The organism is Pseudomonas sp. 91RF (assembly GCF_003576265.1).
GTDB lineage: Bacteria > Pseudomonadota > Gammaproteobacteria > Pseudomonadales > Pseudomonadaceae > Aquipseudomonas > Aquipseudomonas kribbensis.
In genome coordinates this window covers 209,532-225,886 of record NZ_QWFC01000029.1, presented here as the reverse complement: position 1 = coordinate 225,886, position 16,355 = coordinate 209,532, and the positions used below count along the sequence as shown (strand labels likewise).

General features: G+C 59.1%; 19 protein-coding genes. 17 read left to right on the top strand and 2 right to left on the bottom strand.

Annotation, left to right across the window (positions count from 1 at the left end; all coding sequences use genetic code 11):
- Window positions 1-25: 25 nt before the first annotated feature.
- From DXT77_RS15610 to DXT77_RS15580, 7 genes are all read left to right on the top strand, one after another.
- Complete coding sequence (locus DXT77_RS15610) at window positions 26-685, top strand: phage tail protein (protein ID WP_119428286.1); 660 nt, start codon at window positions 26-28, stop codon at window positions 683-685.
- 9 nt (window positions 686-694) lie between these two features.
- Window positions 695-1,075 carry a phage tail assembly chaperone gene (locus DXT77_RS15605; protein WP_119428285.1) on the top strand — a complete coding sequence of 127 codons (381 nt, stop codon included), beginning with the start codon at window positions 695-697 and terminating at the stop codon, window positions 1,073-1,075.
- Window positions 1,076-1,152: 77 nt separating this feature from the next.
- A complete protein-coding gene (locus DXT77_RS15600; RefSeq protein ID WP_248739830.1) occupies window positions 1,153-1,398 on the top strand; it encodes a DUF1799 domain-containing protein in 246 nt (81 codons plus the stop codon).
- A 27-nt stretch (window positions 1,399-1,425) separates the two neighbouring features.
- A complete protein-coding gene (locus DXT77_RS15595; RefSeq protein WP_119428283.1) occupies window positions 1,426-4,482 on the top strand; it encodes a phage tail tape measure protein in 3,057 nt (1,018 codons plus the stop codon).
- Complete coding sequence (locus tag DXT77_RS15590) at window positions 4,482-4,820, top strand: phage tail protein (RefSeq protein ID WP_119428282.1); 339 nt, start codon at window positions 4,482-4,484, stop codon at window positions 4,818-4,820. The genes DXT77_RS15595 and DXT77_RS15590 overlap by 1 nt, the downstream gene beginning before the upstream one ends.
- Before the next feature lie 9 nt (window positions 4,821-4,829).
- Window positions 4,830-5,579, top strand: coding sequence for a phage minor tail protein L (locus DXT77_RS15585; RefSeq protein WP_119428281.1), 750 nt, complete (start codon window positions 4,830-4,832; stop codon window positions 5,577-5,579).
- A 1-nt stretch (window position 5,580) separates the two neighbouring features.
- Window positions 5,581-6,345, top strand: coding sequence for a C40 family peptidase (locus tag DXT77_RS15580; RefSeq protein ID WP_119428280.1), 765 nt, complete (start codon window positions 5,581-5,583; stop codon window positions 6,343-6,345).
- A gap of 106 nt (window positions 6,346-6,451) precedes the next feature.
- On the opposite strand, the gene DXT77_RS15575 is transcribed toward DXT77_RS15580, so the two are convergent.
- Window positions 6,452-6,718 carry a hypothetical protein gene (locus tag DXT77_RS15575; protein ID WP_119428279.1) on the bottom strand — a complete coding sequence of 89 codons (267 nt, stop codon included), beginning with the start codon at window positions 6,716-6,718 and terminating at the stop codon, window positions 6,452-6,454.
- An 80-nt stretch (window positions 6,719-6,798) separates the two neighbouring features.
- Window positions 6,799-7,068, bottom strand: coding sequence for a hypothetical protein (locus tag DXT77_RS15570; protein ID WP_119428278.1), 270 nt, complete (start codon window positions 7,066-7,068; stop codon window positions 6,799-6,801).
- Between the two features lie 150 nt (window positions 7,069-7,218).
- Between DXT77_RS15570 and DXT77_RS15565 the strand changes: the two genes are divergently transcribed.
- The 10 genes from DXT77_RS15565 to DXT77_RS15520 are packed head-to-tail and all read left to right on the top strand — an operon-like array spanning window position 7,219 to window position 16,177.
- A complete protein-coding gene (locus DXT77_RS15565; protein ID WP_119428277.1) occupies window positions 7,219-7,620 on the top strand; it encodes a hypothetical protein in 402 nt (133 codons plus the stop codon).
- 50 nt (window positions 7,621-7,670) lie between these two features.
- On the top strand, window positions 7,671-8,279 hold the full coding sequence (locus DXT77_RS15560; protein WP_119428276.1) for a tail assembly protein: 609 nt from the start codon (window positions 7,671-7,673) through the stop codon (window positions 8,277-8,279).
- A 24-nt stretch (window positions 8,280-8,303) separates the two neighbouring features.
- A complete protein-coding gene (locus DXT77_RS15555) occupies window positions 8,304-8,915 on the top strand; it encodes a hypothetical protein (protein ID WP_119428275.1) in 612 nt (203 codons plus the stop codon).
- 58 nt (window positions 8,916-8,973) lie between these two features.
- Complete coding sequence (locus DXT77_RS15550) at window positions 8,974-12,537, top strand: host specificity protein J (RefSeq protein ID WP_119428274.1); 3,564 nt, start codon at window positions 8,974-8,976, stop codon at window positions 12,535-12,537.
- 51 nt (window positions 12,538-12,588) lie between these two features.
- The gene (locus tag DXT77_RS15545) at window positions 12,589-12,897 is read left to right on the top strand and encodes a hypothetical protein (RefSeq protein ID WP_256662952.1); all 309 of its coding nucleotides are present in this window, start codon (window positions 12,589-12,591) and stop codon (window positions 12,895-12,897) included.
- Complete coding sequence (locus tag DXT77_RS15540; RefSeq protein WP_119428272.1) at window positions 12,894-13,556, top strand: hypothetical protein; 663 nt, start codon at window positions 12,894-12,896, stop codon at window positions 13,554-13,556. The genes DXT77_RS15545 and DXT77_RS15540 overlap by 4 nt, the downstream gene beginning before the upstream one ends.
- A gap of 24 nt (window positions 13,557-13,580) precedes the next feature.
- A complete protein-coding gene (locus DXT77_RS15535) occupies window positions 13,581-14,846 on the top strand; it encodes a hypothetical protein (RefSeq protein ID WP_119428271.1) in 1,266 nt (421 codons plus the stop codon).
- A gap of 4 nt (window positions 14,847-14,850) precedes the next feature.
- Entirely contained in the window at window positions 14,851-15,192 is a 342-nt protein-coding gene (locus DXT77_RS15530; RefSeq protein ID WP_119428270.1) for a hypothetical protein, read from the top strand.
- A gap of 56 nt (window positions 15,193-15,248) precedes the next feature.
- Window positions 15,249-15,674, top strand: a complete 426-nt coding sequence (locus DXT77_RS15525; protein WP_119428269.1) for a cell wall hydrolase — start codon at window positions 15,249-15,251, stop codon at window positions 15,672-15,674.
- Window positions 15,674-16,177, top strand: coding sequence for a lysis system i-spanin subunit Rz (locus DXT77_RS15520; protein ID WP_119428268.1), 504 nt, complete (start codon window positions 15,674-15,676; stop codon window positions 16,175-16,177). The genes DXT77_RS15525 and DXT77_RS15520 overlap by 1 nt, the downstream gene beginning before the upstream one ends.
- Window positions 16,178-16,355 lie beyond the last annotated feature (178 nt).

Here is a 16,355-nt window from a genome sequence, read left to right as displayed (position 1 = left end):
GCGGGCATTCAAGAGGAAACACACCATGGCCGCACGCTTTCCGCTGCCGAACGGCGCTGTGCTGGAGATCGCCAGCATTATGGGATCCGCCGTCGCTTTCACCGCCCTGACCAATGCGAAACCGCCGGTCGCCGCTTCTGTAGGGCACGACATCGAAAACGGCGATGTTTTGCTGATCAACTCGGGTTGGGCGCTGATCAATGACCGCGCAGTAAAGGCGTCCGGCGTAACCGCCGATGCTTTTGCGTTGGCTGGTCTCAACACCACCAATACCGACAAATTCACTGTCGGCGCAGGTTCAGGCTCCGTGATCCCGGTATCTGGATGGACGCAAATCTCGAAAGTCACCTCTTTCACATCGTCCGGCGGCGATCAGCAATACCAAACTGTCGGCTACCTGGAAGATGACGACGACAAGCAGTTTCCAACCAACCGCAACCCGACCACGATCACCATCGTGGTTGAGGATCAGCCGACCGCTCAATACGTCGAGACTGTCGAAGGCTTCGATGACACCAAAGAGCTGGCCGTCGTGCGCATGAAGTTGCGCAATGGCGATCAAATCCTCTACCCAGGCTATGTGAGCATCACCCCCGATCCAACGATGGAGCGCAACAACGTAATGACGCGCACCATCAGCATCGGGCTTTCGGCTCGCTCGCTCCGCTATTTGGCCGGCGCATAAGGACTTCCCATGGCAAAGATCAGGATCGCCCAGAACCCTACGTTCAAGGCTCTCGTCCACATACCCATCGTCGGGTGCGAGCCCGAGGCAATCGAGTTCACCTTTAAGTATCGCGATCGCCCGGCACTCGCCGCGCTGTTTGACGAGTGGAACTTGAAGGCGAAGGAAATGCGCGAGGGGTTCGGGGATGGCACCACATTGTCGGATGTCGTTGCTGCCGAAACCGAGTATCAAGTTCAGCAGGTCAAGGATTTGGTCGCTGGATGGGGCTTCGATGACAAGTTCGACGACAAGAGCATCCTTGCCCTTGTGAAGTCGTGTCAGGGGACCGCCGAAGCGGTAGTGAATGCCTATCAGAGCGCGTTCAATCAGGCCCGCTTGGGAAACTGAGGGAAGCAGCCGCGGCGTTGTACGAAAGCGGGCCCTCTGCTGAGCAGTTGGCCATCCTCGGGCTGACGGCTGCCGATATGTTGGGTGACGATGTAGAGGTCTGGCCATGCAACTGGCCAGCCTTCCTCTTGTTCAACCGAATGTCCACGCAGTGGCGGGTCGGCTCCGGTGGCCCGATCGGTCTCGATTACAACTGCATCCGCGACGTTGCCGGCTTCCTCGGCATCAAGAAAAAGAAACTCGCTGAAATCTTTCCTGACCTGCAGGTGCTGGAAGGCGAAGCCCTGCGCGTCATGGCGGAGGAAAGGGAAAACAGCCCGTAAGCACGGGCACTTATTCAAGGTGAGTCGATGAACATTTCCGAACTCGGCATCAAGATCGACTCGGCCGATGCAATCGAGGCAAAAACCAGCCTTGATGATATGGCGAAAGCTGGCGGGCGGGCCGAGCAGTCCGCCGTTTCGCTGATGAACGAAATGCAGGCGCTGGAGAAGTCGCTTTCGACCAGCGCCAAGACCACGCAGGATCTCGCGAAACAACGCGATGCGCTGGCAAAACTGACGAAAACCGGTGCTTATGGCGAGGCTGAGGCCGCGAAGATCTCGGCACAGCTCGACAAGCAGCAGGTTGCTCTGGCCAAGTCGGCCATGGACGAGCAAAAGGCGCTGAACAGCCTTCTGGGCGCCATTGACCCTGCCCGCGCCGCGCTGGCGAAGCTGGACACCCAGGTCGAGCAACTGGGTAAGCATCTGGATGCTGGCCGGATCAGTCAGGACGAGTACAACACCGCCCTGAGCAAGATCGACAAGGACTACGACAAGCTCAATAAAACCACCACCGGCTTCGACAAACTGCGTCTCGGCACCCGCCAGGCTCAGGAAAACGTCGTTCAGTTGGGAAATGCGCTGTCGTCAGGTGACTGGGGCAGTGGCGTTCGTGCGGTGGCTCAGCTGGGCGCCGGCGCCGGCAAAGGTGCCGCCGGCTTATTTGCGATGCTGGCGCCGCTTGCGCTAGCCACTGCGGCGGTTGGCGTTTTGGCCTACGCCTTCTACAAGGGCAGCGAAGAGCAGGATAACTACAACAAATCGCTCATCCTGACCGGTAACTTTGCCGGTGTGAGCGCAGGGCAACTGGGCGACATGGCCCGCCAGGTTAGCGCTACGGTCGGCACTACCGGGCAAGCGGCCGAGGTTCTGGCGCTTTTGGCGGGCAACGGCAAGATCGCGGGTGAGAGCTTCACCAGCATCACCCAGGCCGCTGTGTCGATGCAGGAAGCAACCGGCAAGGCCGTAAGCGAGACAGTAGCGGAGTTCACCAAGCTCGCCGACGACCCAGTCAAGGCGTCCGCCGCGTTGAACGAGCAGTACCACTACCTGACTGCGTCTGTTTACTCGCAGATCGCCGCACTGGAGAAGCAGGGCGATCATGCCGGCGCCGTGAAACTGGCGACCGAGCAGTACGCTGATGCAATCAATCAACGCACGCCGAAGATCTTGGAGAACCTGAGCTTCTGGGAAAAGGGTTACAACGCAGTAGCCCGCGCCGCTGATGGACTGAAGAACATCGGCCGTCGCGACATCAATGCAGAGATCGAGACCGCACAGAACGATCTCCGTGAAGCTGAATCCATGGACGGCTTGTTTCAAAGCCAAAAGTCGAAGGATGCCCTCATCGAGTTTCGGCGTAACCGCCTGAACATGCTGGAGGATCAAAAGGCCGCAGAGGCTGACATTGCCAAATGGGAAGGTGAGCAGGCGAAGGCTCAGCAGGATGCCGTTACCGCTATGGGAAAGGTCGATTCCCTGACCAAATCTGCGTGGACGAATGAGCAGAAGCGCACCGAAGCGATCAAGGAGTACAAGCGACAGCTCGAAGACATCCGCAAGGTCGCACCCAACGATCCGCGCTTGAATCAGGCGGCAATCGACAAGAACCTGGCGAACATCAACGACCAATTCAAGGATCCGAAAGCCGCTGGTACGCAGGTCGATCTGACCGGTTTCAACAACGCCAAAAACAATCTGGCGGCCATCAGTGAGGAGTACAAAAACGCTCAGAAGGAACTGGACGCGGCGCAGAAGGCCGGCCTCGTTTCCCAGGCCGACTATGCCCTGAAGCGTGAAGCGCTGATCGGCAACGAGCGCGATGAAGTGACCGCAGCCTACGAGGCTGAAATCACCGCACTGGAAGCCGCCAAGGCGAAGAAAACCACTTCTGCTGTGCAAAGCATTCAGCTCGACCAGAAGATCGCCGATGCGCGAGCCGGGATGGTCAAGGCGCAGAAAGAGGCTGACAGCCAGCTCGAAATTCTGGCCACGAACGAGACCGGCCGCCTTGCTCGACAAGAGCGATCGATCACGACCTACGTTCAGGCCTTGGCCCAGCAGCAGCGGGCTTTGGAGCTGGCGGGGCAGCGCGCCGTTCTCGGCGTCGGCCAGGGCGATCGGCAGAACGCGCTCAACAACGAACTGAACAGCCAGCAAGACCGGTTCGCTCAGCAATCGCTGGAGCTCGCCAATCAGAAATCCGATCCTTCGCGGAACATGTCGGAGGAAGAGTTCGCCCGTAAGTCTCAGGCGCTCGCCGACGCGAACAAGGCCGCTACTGACCAGATCCGGCAGAACTATGCGGATGTGGAAAAAGCGCAAGGTGACTGGACCAAAGGCGCGACGTCGGCCTGGGCCAATTATCTGGATTCGGCCAGCAATATTGCCGGCCAGACGAAAACCTTGTTCGGCAACGCCTTCAGCTCGATGGAAGACGCGATCGTCAACTTCGCCATGACCGGGAAACTGTCGTTTGCTGACTTCACCAAGTCGATTCTGGCGGACATGGCGCGGATCGCGACTCGGCAAGCCAGCTCGGCGTTGCTGAGCAGCTTGGTCGGTGCCGCAACCAGCTACTTCACTGGCGGTGGCGGCGGTAATGGGCTGGCGGATGGATCTGCTGGCGCAACGTCGTCGAATCTCGGCGCTTCTTCGGCTGGCTACTCCGGCAGCTACTTTCCTCAGGCCCTGGGTGGTGCATGGTCATCCGGGGTGCAGATGTTCGCCAACGGGGGCGCCTTCACCAACAGCATCGTTAGCACGCCGACCGCCTTCGGGATGGCCGGCGGCCAGTCTGGCGTTATGGGTGAGGCCGGGCCGGAGGCAATCATGCCTCTGACCAGAACCTCCAGCGGCAAGTTGGGTGTCATCGCGGCCGGAGGCGGATCCGGTACTGCAATCAGCATCAACGCACCGGTGACGGTGGTAACCGAGGATCGCAGCTCCGAAGGCATGCAAATTGACCAGCAGGCGCTGTCGAGAAACCTGCAATCGCAGATGCAGGCTGTGGCCGAGAAGGCCGTAGCCGACTCTTGGCGCGCGGGCGGTACCAGCTTCCGAAATGCAAATGGGAGGGCCTGATGGCCATCGAGAAATTCACCTGGCCAACCGAGCGCGGGGAAACGCCCGATATCAACTATCGGGTGCGTTCCTCGAAGTTCGGCAATGGCTACGCGCAGAACGTCGGTGACGGCCCGAACAACAAAGAGGACTCCTACCCGATCACCTTTGCCGGCCAGAAGGCCAAGGTGCTAGAGATTATGGCGTTCCTCGACCAGCACGCCGGTGCGAAAGCGTTTCTCTGGACAACACCGCTCGGGGAGCTCGGCCTGTTCACCTGCAAAAATCCTGCTCCCACACCAATGGGCGGCGGCGTCTTCAAACTCACCGCCACGTTCGAGCGGGCATTCCAACCATAAGGGGCAATCATGCCGCTGATCAGTGACATCCAGGTACTTGAGCCTGGCAGCGAAGTGCTGCTCTTTGAATTGGACGGCACGGATTACGGCGCGGATGTTTTGCGCTTCCATGGGCACGCCATACCGCACACGGCGGCCGAGTTGATCGCCGCTGGCGACGATGCGGACCAGCTGCCGGCGAAGGCGATCTACTGGCAGGGGAACGAGTACAGCGCCTGGCCAATGCAGATCGACGGAATCGAGGCGAACGGGGACGGCACGGCCGTTCGGCCCACTCTGTCGGTCGGCAACGTCAACGGCCGCATCACTGCGCTCTGTCTGGCGTTCGAGGATCTGCTCGAGTTCAAGCTGACCATGCGTCACACGCTGGGCACGTACCTGGACGCGGTGAACTTCCCGGCGGGCAACCCAACGGCAGATCCAACCCAAGAAACGATCGAGGTCTGGTACATCGACCAGAAAACGAACGAGGACGGGGAAACGGTCAGTTGGGAGCTTGCCAGCCCGGGCGATGTCGGTAACGAGTCCATCGGCCGGCAGGCTACGACTCTGTGCCACTGGTGCCTCACCGGCGGCTACCGGGGCCCGAATTGCGGCTACACCGGCCCGTATCGGGACAAGGATGGGAACCTCACGGATAACCCAGAACTGGATGCGTGTGACGCCACGCTGGGCAAGGGTTGCATCCCGCGCTTCGGTGATGGCAACCCTCTGCCGTTCGGTGGCTTCCCGGCCGTTTCGCTGATCGCAAGGAGCTGACATGCGCAAACATATTTTGAACGCGATCCAGGCTCACGCGGCCGCCGAGTACCCGAAAGAGTGCTGTGGCCTGCTGCTGGCTGTTGGCCGAAAGCAGCAGTACTACCCATGCCGCAACGTCTCGACCGAGCCGAACGAGGAATTCCGAATTGACCCGGAGGAATACGCGACGGCCGAAGATATTGGCGAAGTGATCGGCGTGGTGCACTCGCATCCGGACGCCACCAGCCGACCGTCACCGCGCGACCTGGCCATGTGCGAGGCGACGGCCATGCCGTGGCACATCCTGAGCTGGCCCGAGGGCGACTTGCGCACCGTCATGCCGTCCGGTGAGGTGCCGCTGCTCAAGCGCCCATTCGTACACGGGGCCTGGGACTGCTGGCAGGTCTGCGCCGATTGGTACAAGCGCGAGTGGGGGCTGGAGTTCGAAGCCTTCAAACGTGCTGACGGCTGGTGGGAAAGCAAGGACAACACCAGCCTGTACGAGGCGAACTATCAGGCCGCTGGCTTCTACCGGGTCGACCAGCCGCAGCGCGGCGACATGATCGTAATGGAAGTGGGGCGGACGGTTTATCCGAACCATGCCGGGATCTTTCTCGGCGCCGATCCGTCGTTGCCGGGTGAGGATGCCGCGACGTTCGGCCCAGGGCCTTTCCTGCTGCACCACCTGTACGGCAGGCCATCCGAGGTTATCGTTTTCGGTGGGCCCTGGCTTGAGCGAACACGCCTGATTCTCAGGCATAAAGATGCACAAACAACCACTTGATGCGGCTGAGCCGATGGAGATTTTATGAAGAGTTCAGATAGAAAATCCGCAGATCGGAGAGATGACCTGCGGGAAAAGCTTCACTGCATGCACATAATCAGAAGGGCTATTGCGAACGAGCCAAAGCTTCCGCTTCGTCAATCTCTTTGATCACCTGCTCCAGGGCTTCAAACGGAGTTTCAAACGCTGCAATTTCACCGGGTCCGGTCCATGAAGAGTTTGGCCGACCCTTCGCATACGCCAACTGGTCTTTGATGATTTTTCTTACGGCGCTGTTGGAGGCTTTGTAAAAAGTACCTCCTATATTCTGGATGACCCTCAAAACTCCAAGATCAAACGCACCCTGAATACTGTTGTTTGTCTGCTCTGTCACATTGACCTCCTAGGTCGCCAACGCGCCGAAATTGGCGCAATCCCGGTCCTTGGGCTTGCAGGCAAAGGACTGGGAATCCTCTAGCCTTGATTACGGCTCAAAAAGTTCTCAACGGCTGACGCAACATTGTTTGCCACATGATTGAACGCTTGCTTCCCGTTTTCAGAAAGCTCACCAGTTAGCTCCTCATCACCAGCGACATCCTGAAGAGCAGCCTGAAATGTCCACTGTTTTCCTTCTGGCAATTTTGCGGCGATTGCGCATGCAAGCACTTGAATAATACTGATCACGGCGGTGTTAACGCCGTCTTGAATTTCCGTTTGCTCGATCATTTCGTCAATAGGCAACATATGCGACTCTCAATTTGGGGGATACCCCGTGCGTGATAGTGTCTGAACGCTACTATGGCAAAGCATGCAACTGCTACTGGCATTCCATCCACACTGGATGCCTGGACAGTACCGCGCTACAGTGCACCCTTTCCCACAGGAGTGACCTGCATGAAAGTGATCGTAGGAGCGCTGGCGGTAGCGCTGTTGGCGGGGTGTGCGACTTCGCCGGTGCCAGCGGATAAGGCTGATCCGGTTCCGAGTAACCGCCTGTATGCGTTCAGTGCCAAGTCGGAGTCGCAGTTGCTCGTCACGCGTGACAGCGGTCTATATGGATCTGGCTGTAATTACCGGCTGTACATTGATGGAACCCTGGCAGCTGAATTCGCTTCAGGCGAGGTAGCTCGGTTTGGAGTAAAAGCCGGAAAACATATCCTTGGAATCAAGCCGAGCGCCGCATGCGGTGGCTGGGGCTTGGTTGAGCGCGAGGTTGATGTGAAAACCGGTGAGACGGTCAGGCGTCGTATCACGCTTTCGGGCGACAATTTTGATATATCCCCCACGGCAATTTAAATGCATTCCCAGGCCCGCATCGGCGGGCTTTTTTGTGCCCGGAGAAGAACATGGCTGACGTTGCAGCTGCTTACAATCCAATGACCACGATCCTTCTATCTGGCTCACTGGCAAAGAAGTTTGGACGAGTACATCGTCGCCAAGTGGACAGCAAGCGGGTATGGGAGGCCTTCAAGGCGCTTAAGGTGACGCTGGATGGCTTCGAAAATGAGATCCGCCGACTAGATCGGCTCGGCATGCGATTCGCCATCTTTCGAAATCGGAAGAACGAAGCGGTTGAGGCTTTTGATCTGGGTGGCACAAGGGAGATCCGAATCGTCCCGGTCGTATCGGGCAGCAAGCGCGCCGGATTGATGCAAACCGTGTTGGGCATCGTGCTGATCGCCGTTGGCTTTTTCGCCTACGGTTCAACAACGGCTCAGGGTGCAGCATTGATTGCAGGTGGTATCGCTTCGACCGCAGGCGGCGTGATCCAAATGCTCAGCCCGCAAGCAAAGGGGCTCTCGCAAAGCGCCTCTTCCGAGAACGCCCCGTCCTACGCCTTCGGCAGCGCCAAGAACACCACGGCCAGCGGCAACCCGGTGCCGATCTGCATCGGCGAGCGCCGGTGGGGCGGGATGATCATTTCGGCCTCGATCCTGGCTGAAGACAAGGTATGATTTTGCTTTTTTGAGCAAAAAGTTATGGAAGCGTTTAAGTTCTTCAGAGGGGCGGCAAACCATCTTGCGCGGGGCGAAAGGCTCTTCGCCCGCGGCAAGGATAACCCCGAATACTATTTTTATAGCGCGCTTGAGTTGCGGTTCGGAATTGAGTCCAGGTATCGGGAGTACCTAGAAAATCAGAAACATGTGAAGGAAAAGAAAAAGCAGGGATGGCAGATTGCGGTGCTTGGTAGAGAGGTGGAACAAGCCTTTGCAGGTTGTAAACAGGAGGTGAATCTCAAAATCGTTGCGGGCGGCTTTCCGGTGATGCTATGCAAGTACACGCCTGTTACACCTGAATTAAAAGAGGTTGGTGAACGACTCGGGAACTATCTTCATGCTCCGAGAGATAGTGATCTGCGAGGGCTTGAGCAGTGGTCTGACTTTGAGCAGTTGCTGGAGAGGGGGCTTGCATTACTTAGATATGCCTGCAGCGGTAATCTACTTGGCGTCCCTTTGCGTCAACGCGGAGCGAAACAGATGAACGTTTATATGAGTGTTCACGATGACCAGAGAGCAGTCATTAACGAGATTTTAGAAAGAAAGATAGAGATGGTCATCGAGGTGAGCTACGCAGAACCACCGCAGCTCTGAGATCATCAAATGACGTCAAGCCGCCCACGAGGCGGTTTTTTATTGCCTGGAGGAAAGCATGGGCGCAGCGGAACAGATCGAGATCTACGGCGAGAAGGGCGGCAGCAGCAAGCCGAAATCGCCGGTCGAAGCCAGCGACAGCCTGCGCTCGACCAACCTGGCGAAGCTGCTGATCGCCGTGGGCGAGGGTGAGTTCGACGCCGTACCGACCGAATACGACATCTACCTGGACAACACGCCGATTCGTGATGCCAGTGGCAACTACAACTTCCCGGATGTGAAGTGGGACTGGCGCCCGGGATCGGTGAATCAGACCTACATTCCGGGCATCCCGGCGGTGGAGAACGAGACGTCGCTGAACGTGGAGCTTCGCAGCGATGCGCCGTGGGTGCGCTCGATCACCAACACCCAACTGTCCGCCGTGCGCATGCGCCTGGCCTGGCCTGCTCTGCAACGGGTAGATGACCAGGGCAATGTCGGCGGCTACCGCATCGATTACGCCATTGACGTGGCCACCGACGGCGGCGCCTATCAGCAGGTGCTGGTGGACGCGGTCGACGGCAAGACCACGACCCGTTATGAGCGCTCGCGGCGCATCGATCTTCCGGACGCCACCACCGGCTGGCAGATCCGCGTGCGCCGCCTCACGCCGAACCAGAACAGCAACAAGATCGCCGACACCATGCTGATCGCCGGTTACACCGAAGTGATCGACGCCAAGCTGCGCTACCCGAACACTGCGCTGCTCTACGTCGAGTTCGACGCTGAGCAATTCACCAATATCCCGGCCGTGACCGTGAAGTGCAAGGCCCGGCGCTGGATGGTGCCGAGCAACTATGACCCAATCCTGCGCACCTATACCGGGACGTGGGATGGCTCGATGAAGTCGGCCTGGACCAACAACCCGGCGTGGATCACCTACGGCATCTGCACGAACGAAATGTTTGGTCTGGGCAAGCGCATCAAGCCGTTCATGGTCGACAAGTGGGAGCTGTACCGGATTGCCCAGTACTGCGACCAGATGGTGCCGAACGGGCTGGGCGGTCAGGAGCCTCGTTTTCTGTGCGACATGAACCTGCAGGGCAAGGCGGACGCCTGGTCATTGCTGCGCGACATCTCCGCGATTTACCGGGGCATGACGTACTGGGCACAGGGCCAGTTGGTGATGCAGGCCGACATGCCGCGCGCGCAGGACTTCGACTACGTCTTCACTCGGGCCAACGTCATCGACGGGAAATTCTCATACGGCAGTGCCTCGGCAAAAACCCGGTACACCCGGGCCTTGGTCAGCTACGACAACCCGGCCAACAACTACGACACCGACGTCATTCCGTTCGCCGACCTGGATCTGCAACGCCGCTACGGCGACCGGCCAACCGAGCTGAGCGCCATTGGCTGCACCCGTGCATCTGAGGCACAGCGCCGCGGTAAGTGGGCGATCCTCAGCAACAGCCAGGACCGCACCGTGTCGTTCAAGACCGGTATGGAAGGCGTGATCCCGTTGCCGGGCCACATCATCCCGGTGGCGGACTCGCTGCTGGCTGGTCGTGAGGTCGGCGGACGGATCTCGTCCGCGTCTGGCCGCGTGGTGACGCTCGACCGTGATACCCAGGCCAAGGCCGGTGATCGACTGATCATCAACCTCCCGGGCGGTCGTGCCGAAGGGCGCACGGTGCAAAAGGTCAGCGGTCGTGACGTGACTGTCACCACCAACTACAGCGAACCACCGATCGCGCAACTGCAATGGGCGCTCGACGCGGATGACCTGGCGATTCCGTTGTACCGAGTGTTGGGCACCAAACGCACCACCGAAGGCGATTTCGAAATCAGCGCGCTGCAGTACGAACCGAGCAAATTCGCCTACATCGACACCGGTGCCCGCCTGGAGGAGCGGCCGATCAGCGTGATCCCGATCACCGTCGTTCCGGCGCCGGCGAGCGTGACCGTGGTTTCGACGTCTTCGGTCATCCAGGGTCTGGCCGTGGCCACCATGACTATCAGCTGGCCCGCCGTGGACGGCGCGGTCGGCTACGACGTGGAATGGCGCAAGGACAGCGGCAACTGGATCAAGCTGCAACGCACCGGCATGACCAACGTGGACGTGGTCGGCATTTACGCTGGTGCCTACGTGGCCCGCGTCCGCGCGGTGAGTGCCTTCGACATCACCTCGATCTGGCGCAACTCGATCCTGACCAACCTCAGCGGCAAGCAGGGCCTGCCGCCGGCGTTGGCCTATTTGAACGCTACGCCGCTGCTGTTCGGGATCTACCTGAAGTGGGGTTTCCCTGCTGGCGCCGAGGACAGTCAACGAACCGAGATCTGGTACGGGCCGACTACCGAACTGGAGGCCGCCACCAAGCTGACCGACTTGGCCTACCCGCAAAGTGACTTTTCCATGCTCGGTCTGCGTGCCGGTGTGACGTTCTACTTCTGGGGTCGAATCGTTGATCGGATCGGCAACATCGGGCCGTGGTATCCGATCGGAATCGGCGTGCAGGGTCAGTCGAGTGCAGACGCAGCGGCGATTCTGGAAATGATCGCCGGCGAGATCGGCCGCACAGAGCTGGGCCAGGACATCCTCGACGAGATCGACAAAATCCCGGGCTTGCAGGCCCAGATCGACGCGCTCGACGGGCTGAAGGGTTACGACCCGGAAGCGACTTACGAGGAATACGACTGCGTGGTCGTTGGGAAGCGGATCTACCAGGCCACCGGCCCGGTTCCGCTCAATACACCACCGCCGAATGAGAACTACTGGCTGGACGTGGGCCAAACCGTGCAGACGGCAAACGGCCTGGCTCAGCAGGTGGCGACCAATACCGCCGAGATTATCGAACTCGACGGCGTTGTGACCGCTCAGGCGACAGCGCTCCAGACCCTGCGCGCGGCTTCCCGCGATGACAGCGGCGAGGGTGACGCGTTGGATGCTTTGCGTGGGTGGAATGCCACCACCAGCTTTGCCCAGGAGGTGAAGGTTCGTACAACGCAGAACACCGCGACGACGCAACGACTGACGACGCTCGACAGCAAGGTGGGGGAGAACGCTGCAAACCTCACTGAATTAGAACAGACGGTCGTCACCAACGAATCGGCAACGGCGCAGAAGTTCACGCAGTTGACGGCCACCGTGGATGACAACACTGCGGCGATTCAGGAAACGGCAACCGCGTACGCCGACACCAGCGGCAAGTTGTCGACGATGTGGTCGGTGAAGATGCAAATCACCCAGGACGGCAAGTACGTTGCGGCCGGGATCGGCCTTGGCATTGAGAACACCGGCGCCGGGCTGCAAAGCCAGTTCCTAGTCAGTGCTGACCGATTTGCCATCGTCAACACCATTGCCGGTGGCGCCATCTCGGTTCCGTTCGCGGTGCAGAACGGACAGGTGTTCATGAACTCGGCGTTCATCGCTGACGGCACGATCACCAACGCGAAGATCGGCAGCTACATCAGCTCCACCAACTACATCGCCGGCGTGCAAGGCTGGATTCTCAACAAAGACGGAACGCTGGAGATCAACGGCATCGTGCCCGGTCAGGGGCGGCTGGTGATCAACTCGCTGAACGTCTCGGTCTACGACGCCAATAACGTGCTGCGTGTCCGTCTCGGCTATTTGGGGTGATTGATGGCTTTATTTGGCCTGCGTGTCTTTGACGAGAATGGATTTCTCGCCATGGACACCAACTCGTTTACGTATCAGGTGCTCTGGCAGGGCGTAATCGACTTCAGCGGAACGGTGCCCAGCTACACCCTGAGCATTCCCGGTTTCAACCCGGCCAACTGCGTGTTCATGATCATCCCGACCAGAGCGCAGGACGTGCAAACGGCGGAGGCCGATCCTCTCGGAAATGCGAAGTCTTACCCCTACGTCACGACGGCGGCGGGGCAAGTGGTTGTGAGACCGAAGAATCCTTCAGCCAGCGCCTCGACGGGTGGATCAAGAATTGTCGCCAAGGGCTACGCGATCAGGTACTCGACATGAACTATGGCTTTCAGAGCATCAACGATAGTTCGTTTGTGCAAATCGATTCGGACGCGCCGCGCCTCTGCATGCTGACCAAAGGTTCTTACTCTGGGAGCACCAATGCCACGGCCGTGTTCGCGAGAGCAGTCACCAGTGCCGATCCTCCAATTGTGTTCATTCGGCCGACACCGAGCGGAACGATTCAAGTGCCGATATCGGTCTGGTTTACGGGCGGGCCGGGCAACTGGACCGGCTTCTCAATGAAGGCATCATCTGTCGACGCAACGCTTAGTGGTCTTTATTTCGTGGCGGCTTGGGCATCGATGGGTACTGCCGCGTATGGAATGCGTTTGTGGGATGGTGCAGGCTCGCTCGTCTACGACAGTGGCGCGCCTGCCGTGGTGGTGACGTTTGCAGCAGGCAACTGGACATATCTCGGCAGTGAGCAGCTGACTGCGGGTCGTCGATACATTTGGGGGATCAATAAAGCGCTGGGTGCTGGTGAGTATGTCTCTCTCAACCCTTTTTCCCTGAATTGCCACAACGATGCGAACGGCGCCGGCTGCGCGCTGGGCGTCGATTACGGCGGTGGCAGGATCATGATGTACAGCCTCGCAACGACCGCATGGACCGACCAAGGTCACCGGCCATTTCTCTGCGCCAAATTGCTGGCCTGATCCTATCTTTTCTGGAGTTACTCAATGACCTGGTACAAAACAGGAACGGTCTCTGTCGTCCAAAATTCCAATGCGGTGATCGGTACCGGTACAGCATTCGTAGCGAATAGCCGTACTGGGGACGAATTTCGGGGACCGGACGGCGTGGGATACGAGATCATCAATATTATCAGTGACACCGCCATTGGCATCGATCCGCCGTACAAAGGCTCGAGTAATCCGACCGGTGTTTACGCAATCTTGCCGATTCAGGGCTATTTGAAAGCTACCGCCGACGCACTGCGACAGGCTTCGCTTGAAGTCGGGGATGCGCTGGATGGTCTTGAGGAGAGCGTTCAGCAGGCGGCTGATTCCGCGCAGGCGGCGGCCAGTTCGAAAACTGCGGCGGCCAACTCAGAAACGAACGCGGGTACTTCGGCAGCTGCAGCGCTGGCATCAAAGAATGCTGCCGGCTTGTCCGAAACGAACGCGGCCGCTTCGGCTTCTGCGGCACTGGCGTCGAAGACTGCGGCGGCCACCTCCGAAACGAACGCGGGTGCTTCGGCAGCCGCTGCGCTGGCATCAAAGAATGCTGCGGCAGTCTCCGAAACCAATGCTGCTGCGTCGGCGGCCACTGCGGCAGCCCTGGGCGTCGGTCGTGGATACATTGACGGCTTGACGCTCGGTTGGAACACCGCGACATCGATCAACATCGGTGCCGGTAGCGCATTCGTTCCTTCGGTGAACAAGGTGGTTTCATACGCCGGTGGCGATTTCGTACCGGTTGGTGCGGCCAACAGCTTCATCCATGTCTATCTGACGGCCACTGGCACGATTGAACAATCAGCGACAGCACCGTCTCGCTACGATAACCAGGCCCATCAAAAAACCGGCGATAACACGCGTCGATACCTCGGATCGCTGCTGGTTGGGGTGGCCAACAACATCTACAAATTCCACCACCATCCGCTCGACGGCTCGATGATGTACACCTTCGGCAACGCCGAGGTGCTGCCGTTCAAGATCCTCAACGCTGCAACAGGTATCGGTAGCGTCAGCTGCCGTGGATGTTGCCCAGTAACAGCTCACACGCTGGCCGGCGGATTTCAGAGTTTGGGATCGGCTCCATGCACGTTCACACCCTCGGACGCCGCAACTAGTATCGCGACTACAGGTTGGCAGGTATTTGCGAGCCCCAACGTGGTGGCCAACTCCTTTTGCCGTATCGCGGATGACGGCACGATCACGTACCGGGCGGTGTCGCCTAGCACGGCCAGTATCTATACCACCGGCTACTACTTTGACAGGTAACTCTATGCCCTACGCAATATGGATTGACGGCTGGCGCGCGGTGAATGATGACTTCACCGCTGAAAATCTCCTGGAAGGGGAAAGCCTTGCAGATCAGGTGCCTCAGGCGTTGATCGACAGCGTGGCTCAGAAATCAGAAAGGCTGGCGCTTGCTCAGGTGGAGCTTGAATGGCAGACCGCTGAGATCCAGTTCATCAACAACCAGTTGATGGCGCTGGAAGAGGGCGCCGATGCGCTCCCGGTCACCCGCGAGCAATGGCTGCCCTACCGAACCCGTGTCAGGAACTGGAAAGAAGGCGCCGACGGGTTCCCCTATCCAGAGAACCGGCCTTGGCGACCGCAATAACGGTCCCGCAACTGCAAACCCGCCTTGAGCGGGTATTTTTTTGCCTGGAGAAAAGTATGACAGTCACCGAAAAAGATCGCGACGTACTCGCTCGAACCATCTGGGGCGAGGCTCGTGGCGAGAGCGCGGGAGGCCGAGTGGCCGTGGCATGGTCCATCCGCAATCGCGTTTTCGACGGAAAGACCAATTCGTGGTGGGGCGAGGGCTATGCCGGAGTCTGCCAGAAGCCATATCAGTTCAGCTGCTGGAACAAAAACGACCCTAACTTCCCGTACCTTAGCGGCGCCAAGGAAATTCCGTTCCGCGAACTGGCGCAGTGCCGGATCGTAGCGGACCAGGTGATTGACGGAAAAGTACAGGATCCGACCAGCGGCGCTACGCACTATTACGCGATCGCCATGAAGACACCGCCGGCCTGGGCTGCGAAGGCCAAGCAGACCCTGAAGCTGGGCGGCCATGTCTTTTTCAGGGATGTGCCGTGATGGTCGTGCCGTGGAAGTTGATCGGCGCGCTGGCTCTGGTGCTGATCGGTGCCGCCGGCGCCTGGCAGTTCCAGGACTGGCGCTACGGCAAGCTGCTGGCCGAGCATGACCGGCTGCACGCCGAAACCTTGAATCAGCTGACCATGGCCGCTGCCACCGCGCAGCAGGCCGAGCAGGACAAGCGGCTGGCGCTCGAGCAGCGGCTGGCTGCCAGTGACAAAACCCACTCCGAGAAAATGACCAATGCTCAAAAAGACCAGGCTCTTTTGCGTGATCGCCTTGCCACTTCTGATCTTCGGCTGTCAGTCCTTCTCGACGCGGGTTCAGCCGGTGGCTGTTCAGTGCCTGCCACCGCCGGCGCCGGCGGCGTGGTTCATGGCCCCGTACGAGCCGAACTTGACCCGGCGCATGCTCAACGAATTGTCGCCATCACCGACGAAGGCGACCGGGGATTGATTGCGCTTCAGGCTTGCCAGGACTACGTTCAGAAAATGCAGCATTGATGGCCCCAAGCCATTCTTGCGAGACCTACAGTCGTGAACCATCCTTTAGATTCGTACCGGATGAAGCGGCAGATGGATAGGCAACTGGCAGGCTACTCAATTGTGATGACGATTGTCTGGGTTTCAGCGGTTCTCGCTGTCATGTATTGGATGTCGTAGTGAATGTAATAGGTGATTG